General features: G+C 57.0%; 9 protein-coding genes. 3 read left to right on the top strand and 6 right to left on the bottom strand.

The features are described 5' to 3' along the window. The first annotated feature begins 46 nt into the window (after positions 1 to 46). On the top strand, positions 47 to 145 hold the full coding sequence (locus FJ145_26375; GenBank protein ID MBM4264937.1) for a prepilin-type N-terminal cleavage/methylation domain-containing protein: 99 nt from the start codon (positions 47 to 49) through the stop codon (positions 143 to 145). A gap of 653 nt (positions 146 to 798) precedes the next feature. Here FJ145_26375 and FJ145_26370 read toward each other — a convergent pair. The 5 genes from FJ145_26370 to FJ145_26350 all read right to left on the bottom strand — a co-directional run bounded on the left by FJ145_26370 (position 799) and on the right by FJ145_26350 (position 4,236). Next, positions 799 to 1,488, bottom strand: coding sequence for a class I SAM-dependent methyltransferase (locus tag FJ145_26370; GenBank protein ID MBM4264936.1), 690 nt, complete (start codon positions 1,486 to 1,488; stop codon positions 799 to 801). A gap of 73 nt (positions 1,489 to 1,561) precedes the next feature. Then, positions 1,562 to 1,930, bottom strand: coding sequence for a hypothetical protein (locus FJ145_26365; protein ID MBM4264935.1), 369 nt, complete (start codon positions 1,928 to 1,930; stop codon positions 1,562 to 1,564). 155 nt (positions 1,931 to 2,085) lie between these two features. Beyond that, positions 2,086 to 2,442, bottom strand: coding sequence for a hypothetical protein (locus tag FJ145_26360; protein MBM4264934.1), 357 nt, complete (start codon positions 2,440 to 2,442; stop codon positions 2,086 to 2,088). Between the two features lie 7 nt (positions 2,443 to 2,449). Next, positions 2,450 to 3,109 (bottom strand): TlpA family protein disulfide reductase, encoded by a 660-nt coding sequence (locus tag FJ145_26355; protein ID MBM4264933.1) that lies wholly within the window; start codon positions 3,107 to 3,109, stop codon positions 2,450 to 2,452. Beyond that, a complete protein-coding gene (locus tag FJ145_26350) occupies positions 3,106 to 4,236 on the bottom strand; it encodes a hypothetical protein (GenBank protein MBM4264932.1) in 1,131 nt (376 codons plus the stop codon). Before FJ145_26350 ends, FJ145_26355 begins: the two co-directional genes overlap by 4 nt. Positions 4,237 to 5,015: 779 nt before the next feature. Between FJ145_26350 and FJ145_26345 the strand changes: the two genes are divergently transcribed. After that, a complete protein-coding gene (locus tag FJ145_26345; GenBank protein MBM4264931.1) occupies positions 5,016 to 5,324 on the top strand; it encodes a hypothetical protein in 309 nt (102 codons plus the stop codon). 115 nt (positions 5,325 to 5,439) lie between these two features. After that, on the top strand, positions 5,440 to 5,889 hold the full coding sequence (locus FJ145_26340; protein MBM4264930.1) for a response regulator transcription factor: 450 nt from the start codon (positions 5,440 to 5,442) through the stop codon (positions 5,887 to 5,889). Positions 5,890 to 6,055: 166 nt separating this feature from the next. On the opposite strand, the gene FJ145_26335 is transcribed toward FJ145_26340, so the two are convergent. Further along, entirely contained in the window at positions 6,056 to 6,253 is a 198-nt protein-coding gene (locus FJ145_26335) for an SDR family oxidoreductase (protein ID MBM4264929.1), read from the bottom strand. Positions 6,254 to 6,474 lie beyond the last annotated feature (221 nt).

Raw genomic sequence — 6,474 nt, 5'->3', positions numbered from 1 at the left:
CACTTGCCCCCCCCCCCCCAAGAAAAACACAGAACCCCGAAAAAACGTGGTAAAGAGGGATAGCGAAGCGTTTACGCTTATTGAGCTGCTGGTAGCTATAACCATCCTCGGCGCACTAACGGCGATTTGTGATCCCGGCGTTTAACAAATATCGTGATCAACAGAGGGTAAATATCGCGATCAACGACCTCCGCGTTCTCGACAACAAGATTCAAGCCTACAAATCGTCGAACGAGACCTATCCAAGCGCACTCACGGATATCCCCGCGCTCAGTCTAAACGACTCGTCGGGGCAACGCTTACGAGTATCTGAAGATCGAAGGGGCCGACACAAAGTCCAAGGGCACAACATGCGCAAGGACAAAAATCTTGTGCCGATCAATTCGGATTTCGATCTCTATAGCAAGGGCGCCGACGGCAAAACCGTTGCGCCGCTCACTGCTCCCTCAAGCCAGGACGACGTCGTGCGCGCCAACGACGGCCGCTACTTTGGGCTTGGGGCCAATTATTGACCGTAAAAATTAATAGGAAATTAATAGGGCCTTTACTTAGACTTATTATCCTATTACAGCACTCTCGCATGGCCCGTCTCCTACGACTGGATTGCTCCGGAGCCGTCTATCACCCGACGGCGCGCGACGATCGGCAGGAGCCGCTCTTCTTGAACGACAGACTCCGCGTCGAAGGGGGACGATATTCCGTGCCCAAATCGATGCCGTAGCTCAGTGCAGCGCCGACGTTGAAGCCCCCAATAACAGACACTGATACGAGGCTTTTGCTCTGCCGATGCTGGTCGAACTAGCGCTGCGACCGATCGTAGACGAGAAGATTTTGCCGCGGCAGAAAATCGTGCTTCGCTATGCGCCGGTATCCGGCAGCTGCCATTTCTTCGTCGATTCGAGCGACTGGCAACCGGAAGTGCTTTGGCGGCCCTTGTTCAGCTTCCGGCCGCGCTTCAATGATGGCGACCCGCCCGCCGGGACGCAATGAAGCGGCGAGATCGCGCATATAAGCCGTCCGCGCATCGATGTGGTGGTAGGAATTCACCAGCAGCGCCAGATCGACAGGCTCCGGCAAATTTGCCGAGGTTTCGCGCGCGACTACGCCGCACACGTTCAAGAGGCCGCTCTCCTTAGCGCGCGATTCTATGTGTTCGACCATCTTTCGCTCGATGTCCACTGCAAAAACCTGACCGCCGGGCACCGATTTAGCGAGCCGAACCGTGAAATAACCGGTGCCCGCGCCGATGTCGGCGATGCGCGTGTCGGCCTTCAGTGCGAGCGAGCGGATCACCTCCTCTGGTTTTTGCCAAGCATCGCGCGCTGGATCGTCGAACGACTTCGACCATTTCGCCGGATCGTCGAACCGCTGATGATGATTGTGCCCTTTGCTCTTTTCGCGGCGCTCGTGCTGCGCCGGCACTGGCGAGGCGGCGAGAAGCCAGGCGAATGAGAAAGTCGCGATCCTAAGTAGATGGCGTTGTTGCATGTGTCCCTCCTGAAATCGTTGAAAGAAGTATTTGTGCGGCCTTAGGGGCCGAGAATGCGCTATCCGACAGATACTAAACCTCGCGCCGAGCAAAAACGCATCTCAAGTCGAAAAAGCTCGACAGTTTGTCGTTGGGCTTCCAGCTCAGCTTGGCGCCGCCGCTGTTGGATTCGAAATTGGCCGGTTTGTCGACCGGTCCGCGGCGCAGCACGAGATTGTAGCCGTCGGTGCGAAAGATGTCGCCATGGACACTGCCACCCACGGCTTTGCCTTCTTGCGTCAGCAATTCGACTGCCGAAACGAAAAAGCGGAAGTCGCTCGGTGTGATCGTCGACTTGGTGGTGCCGATATTCGAATAGTTCTTGCCGCATTCAAAGGCGGCGCCGTTGACGGCGCCGGCGAAACGCAACGTGATGGGCTGCTGTTCTTGAGCGGCGATCAAAGCGGTGCGGAGCGTTACGGCAAAAAAAATAGTGCTGCAACTATACTAGCTTGCGTGGAATCCTCCAGAAAAAATTAGTCCTGTGCCCAACTCTTGCGAAAGCTTTCGCACTTGCAAAAGTTCAGCGGAAATATTCCCAGTCATGAAGCTGCGGACTAGAAAGCGGTGGGCGGTGCGCGCGAATGACGCGGCGATTCGCGAAGTGTTGAAATTAGCCGAGAGTTTCGCACCGCCGATGGGGAATGTAGCAGCTCGATGGCAATAGGGGCTGCTGCCGTTACCAAGGTGGCGTGGATGCTCTGCGCGGCGGTCTGGAGACCGCAATCCGGCGACTTGGGTTGCGCGGGCTGCTCGTGATCGGGGCCCTGCTCGTGATCGTGAGGCTGGTGACGATCATCGCTTGCCACCTGCTGTTCAAAAAAATGGTGGACGCGGTGCGGCGGCGAGGCGATCAGAAAAAGCGCAAAGAACCCGACCGTGATCGAGGCAATATGAGAGAAGACAGCGGGCACGGTTGTCTTAACGAGAGGCGCCGACTTTCTTCAGGGCCTGTTTGGCGCGCTCGGCTGTGAGCGGTCCGAGGACCACGTCGCGAATCACGCCTTGGCTATCGATAAAAAACGTCGCCGGCGGGCCGAAAATGCGATAACGGCGCTTGACCGTGCTGTTCGGATCGAGGGCCACCGGAAAGGTGATTTTGGCTTCATTGACAAATTCCGTCATCGCGGCGCGGGTGTCTTCCACGGCGACGCCAAAGAGGTGATATCGACCGGCGGCGCTAGCGGCCATTTCATTGAGTTGGGGCATCTCTTCGCGGCAGGGGTCGCACCAACTGGCGAAGAAGTTGAGAACCAGCGGTTTGCCGCGAAATGTTTCCAAACCGGCGGCTTTGCCGTCAAGCGTCTTGAGTTCGAATGGGACCGCTGCGGAGCCGATGGTGGGGGCGACGCTTGGTGGTGGCGTGTGGACGTGTTGGGCGTGAATCGCGTTCGTTTGAAGAATCGTTGCGATAGCGCAAGTGGCTGCCGCGCTGCGAAATTTGGAGATTTTTCCCCCTTTGAAAAAGGGGGATTGAGGGGGATTTGCGCCTTGAGCGGAAAGAAAAATCCCCCCTCGCCCCCCTTTTTCAAAGGGGGGAATGCGCCGGATCAAGCGGGTTACGAGCGCTAATGTCTTCATTGGCTTACCTGCGCACTTCTGAAGACTACCCGCGAGTCTTCGCCGTCGATTTCCGTCCAGGCGATGTGCAATTGATTGCCTTTGAGCGCGAGCGCCGCGCGGCTGGCGTTGCCTTTGGCATTGCTGATTTGCTGGATCGCGCCCCAGGTTTGGCCGTCCGGAGCCAGGGTGCGCATATAGACTTGGGCGCGATTGCTGGCATCGAGGTTGGTCCAGGCGAAGTACACCGTGTCGTCGTTGCCGACCACCAGATTGTTGTAAAGCGTTTCCGGTGCGGTGTTGCCGTGAATCATTGTCCGTGGCGCGAAGGTTTCCCCGCCATCTTTTAACACGCTGTAATAGATACCTGCTTCCGCTTCCGCGCGGCCTTGAGTGAACCAGCTTACGTGCAAGCGGCCGCGCCGGTCACTGCCGATGCTTGGTCCGGAGTGCGGGCAGGAGGGCACTTGCCAGCCGTCGTTGCTGATTTCCACCGGCGCGGCGAAGCTGGCGCCGCCATCGATCGATTTGCGGAGCACATGATTACGAATCTTGTTGTCGTCAACCTCGCGGTCGACCATATAGACGGTCTTGCCGCCGTCGGCGAAATTGATGCCGAGCTTGCAGCACTCACATAAGCCTTGACCAACTTGATAGTTTTTCGTCAATGATTGGCCGCGTGGATCGAGCTTCATTAGATACAATTGCCGCGGCTTGGGGTTGTCAATGCGCCGGTCGATCCAGGCGACGATAAAATTACCGTCCGGCATCGCCTCGATAATTGGAAAGCGACCGGCGTCTTTCACTTCGTTCAGCGTGCGCGCCGGAGTGAAACCGCCTTCGCCATCCTCCATGGCAAAGCGAATGTTGGCGCGCGTCTTGTCGCCTTTGCCGCCGGGAATCGACCAGACGATAAAAGCTTTGTTGTTCGGCGCGAAAGCGATCTTCGGGCCGTTTTCTTCGCCTTGGACGGCTTCGACCTTGTCGTTGATGCGTTTGGGATTCGACCAAGTTTTTCCGCCGTCGTTCGACCAAGAAAGCACGGCGTTGCGCATCGGCGACGAGGCGCGGTCGCCTGACTTCGATCCGTGGGCGGAATGGCTTTTGCCCGCTGGCCAGGGCGTTTCATGGTCTTCGGTCCAGATCACAAAGAGGCGAGCGTCGGGGCTGAAACGCAAAAATGGTGTTGAGGGATTCTTTTTATTGTTGCCGAAACGAAGCTCGGGGCCAAAGTCGATTAGCCGAGCGGCCGAATTGGTTGGCACGCTCGGGGAACTAACACTGCAACCAGTGAGCAGCGCGCAGCAAAGCGCGACGCTCGATCGCGTGAGCAAGATTTTCATAAGCTCTCTCCGATGATCGAAGCGGCAGTTGCCGACAATCACCAATCGACCATTTGCGCAGTTATTTTCAGCCAACGTACCTGGAGGTCGGGCGCAAAGAGTCGTGCCAGATCTGTAGCTATAATGTACGGATGCGGAGCGGTTGCTAGGCGAGCGGTGGAGCGCGTTGGGAAAAGGGCGAAAGATTGTAGAGAGAGACGCTGAAGGCTCGGGGCACCGTTTCTTGGGCGGCGACGGTTCGAACCAGCGTGACCCCGAAGTGTTGCACCGCTGCAACATGGCTCTGCTGAGCCGCTGCTAAAACCGCACAGTCGGGCTGCGCGGAAGATGCTGGATTTGGCTCGCGACCTTGATCGTGTTCGTGGTGGTGTGCTGCGTTGTGATCATGGCTGTGGGCAACGGCGCTTTGCGGCGCGGCAAATAAAGCTTCGAAAGTATGATGTACGCGGTGGGGTGCAGACGCGGCGAGGAAAAACAGGAGAGCAAAGGCGCTGCCCAAATAGATGGTCCGTGCGAGAGTCGCGATATTTCGGGCGGGTTTCATCTCCGTAGGGAAATAGTACTAAGCGTGCAGCGGAATGGCAATGGCGCTGCTATCTGCGTTCAATGATATGCGCCCGCGCCGGATCGAAAGCGACCGTCGCTTGCTTATCGATTTTCAAAATCGAATCGCACTCCTGAGCCGCAGTGACCGCAGCGCAAAACTCACCGGCATGGGTAATGATGGTGTAGCGATATTGCTCGCTGCCGGGAATCATCGCGGCGACAACTTCATCGAGCGCTATCAATCCTGGCAGGGGCGGGTTGCCGGGCGCAACCAAATGCCAATCAGGCTTCGGCGTCGATGTGGAAGACCATCAGCCATGCTGACGGCCATGTACGGAAGCAAATAACCAAAGCCTTATGGTTCCCGGTTAAAGACACGCGCGGGCTCGAAGAGACTTTGAGCGCCTATCCAGCAACCGCTGGGTCGGGCAAAAAGCGCTGCGTCTAGCTTCCGAGGAGCTTATGGATCAAATCACAACAGAAAAACCGACGATTCTGGTGGTCGACGACAACAGGGGCGTGCTCGATTTTCTGATTCTGTTGTTGTCGAAGCATGAATTTTGCGGCATCGGGGCTTCCAGCGGCGCGCAGTGTTTAGAAATCGTGCGCGAGCAGCCCATCGATCTGATCATCCTCGATGTCATGATGCCGGTGATGGACGGCCTGCAAGTCTGCCAGGAGCGGAAGAAGATCGCCCCCGAGATTCCGGTCATTCTTCTCACCGCTCGCGACAATATGATCACGCGCGCCGCAGCGATGGAGCTGGGCGTCAGCGAATTTGTCGCCAAGCCGGTCAATAATCGCGACTTGCTCAACCGCGTGCGCACTCAGCTACGCAGCGTCGAATGGGAGAAAGCCAACGAGCAGGCGTTCTCGAAGATCGTCGCCCCGGCCGCGGCCACCAAGCACTGATCATTGTGTTCCTGCCGAGCAAAAGCGCAGAACCCGGATTTGCCGAACTCGCGGGCCCTTCGCGTTGACCGCAGACTGCATGCCATCACGCAATGCGGGCGGGTCTTAGACCCGCCGCTACGATAGATATTTTGTCGTCGCTTTTGCCGCCCTGTATTCTTTGACCCTAATCGAGGATCGCGAGGGCGCCGCCGTCCACCGGCAAGTCGATCGCATAAATGAATTCCGATTCGTCCGAAACCATGAAGACGACGGCTTTGGCGATGTCCATCGGCACGCCGCGCCGGCCGGCGAGATTTTTTACGAAACGGTTTTCCGGCACATCCTGTTGACCGACCGGCGAGCCGATCCGGTTCGGCGACACGGGGAAATGACCGAAGGAATAAACGGGGTGAAATAAACAGGGTCAAATCTCTGTTTAGCTTATAACCAAACAGGGTCAAATTGTCCATTTAACTCTTTAGAAGATACATACGGCGATCTTGGAGCTATGATCAAAGCGTGTGGAAATAGGAAATAGGTAGGCGTACCCTTTCGCGAATCTAAAAACGAAAGGCTGCCTGTTGGCGCAGGCAGGAAAGGATA

The organism is Deltaproteobacteria bacterium, from assembly GCA_016874755.1.
Lineage (GTDB): Bacteria > Desulfobacterota > Binatia > UBA9968 > UBA9968 > DP-20.
The sequence above is the reverse complement of the archived record's forward strand: the minus strand, read 5'-3'. Positions and strand labels throughout refer to the sequence as shown.

What these genes read in the sequence shown, in the direction of transcription:
- FJ145_26370 (MBM4264936.1), bottom strand. Translation starts at nt 1,488, where the DNA reads ATGCAACAACGCCATCTACTTAGGATCGCGACTTTCTCATTCGCCTGG.
- FJ145_26355 (MBM4264933.1), bottom strand. Translation starts at nt 3,109, where the DNA reads ATGAAGACATTAGCGCTCGTAACCCGCTTGATCCGGCGCATTCCCCCC.
- FJ145_26345 (MBM4264931.1), top strand. Translation starts at nt 5,016, where the DNA reads ATGGCGCTGCTATCTGCGTTCAATGATATGCGCCCGCGCCGGATCGAA.
- FJ145_26340 (MBM4264930.1), top strand. Translation starts at nt 5,440, where the DNA reads ATGGATCAAATCACAACAGAAAAACCGACGATTCTGGTGGTCGACGAC.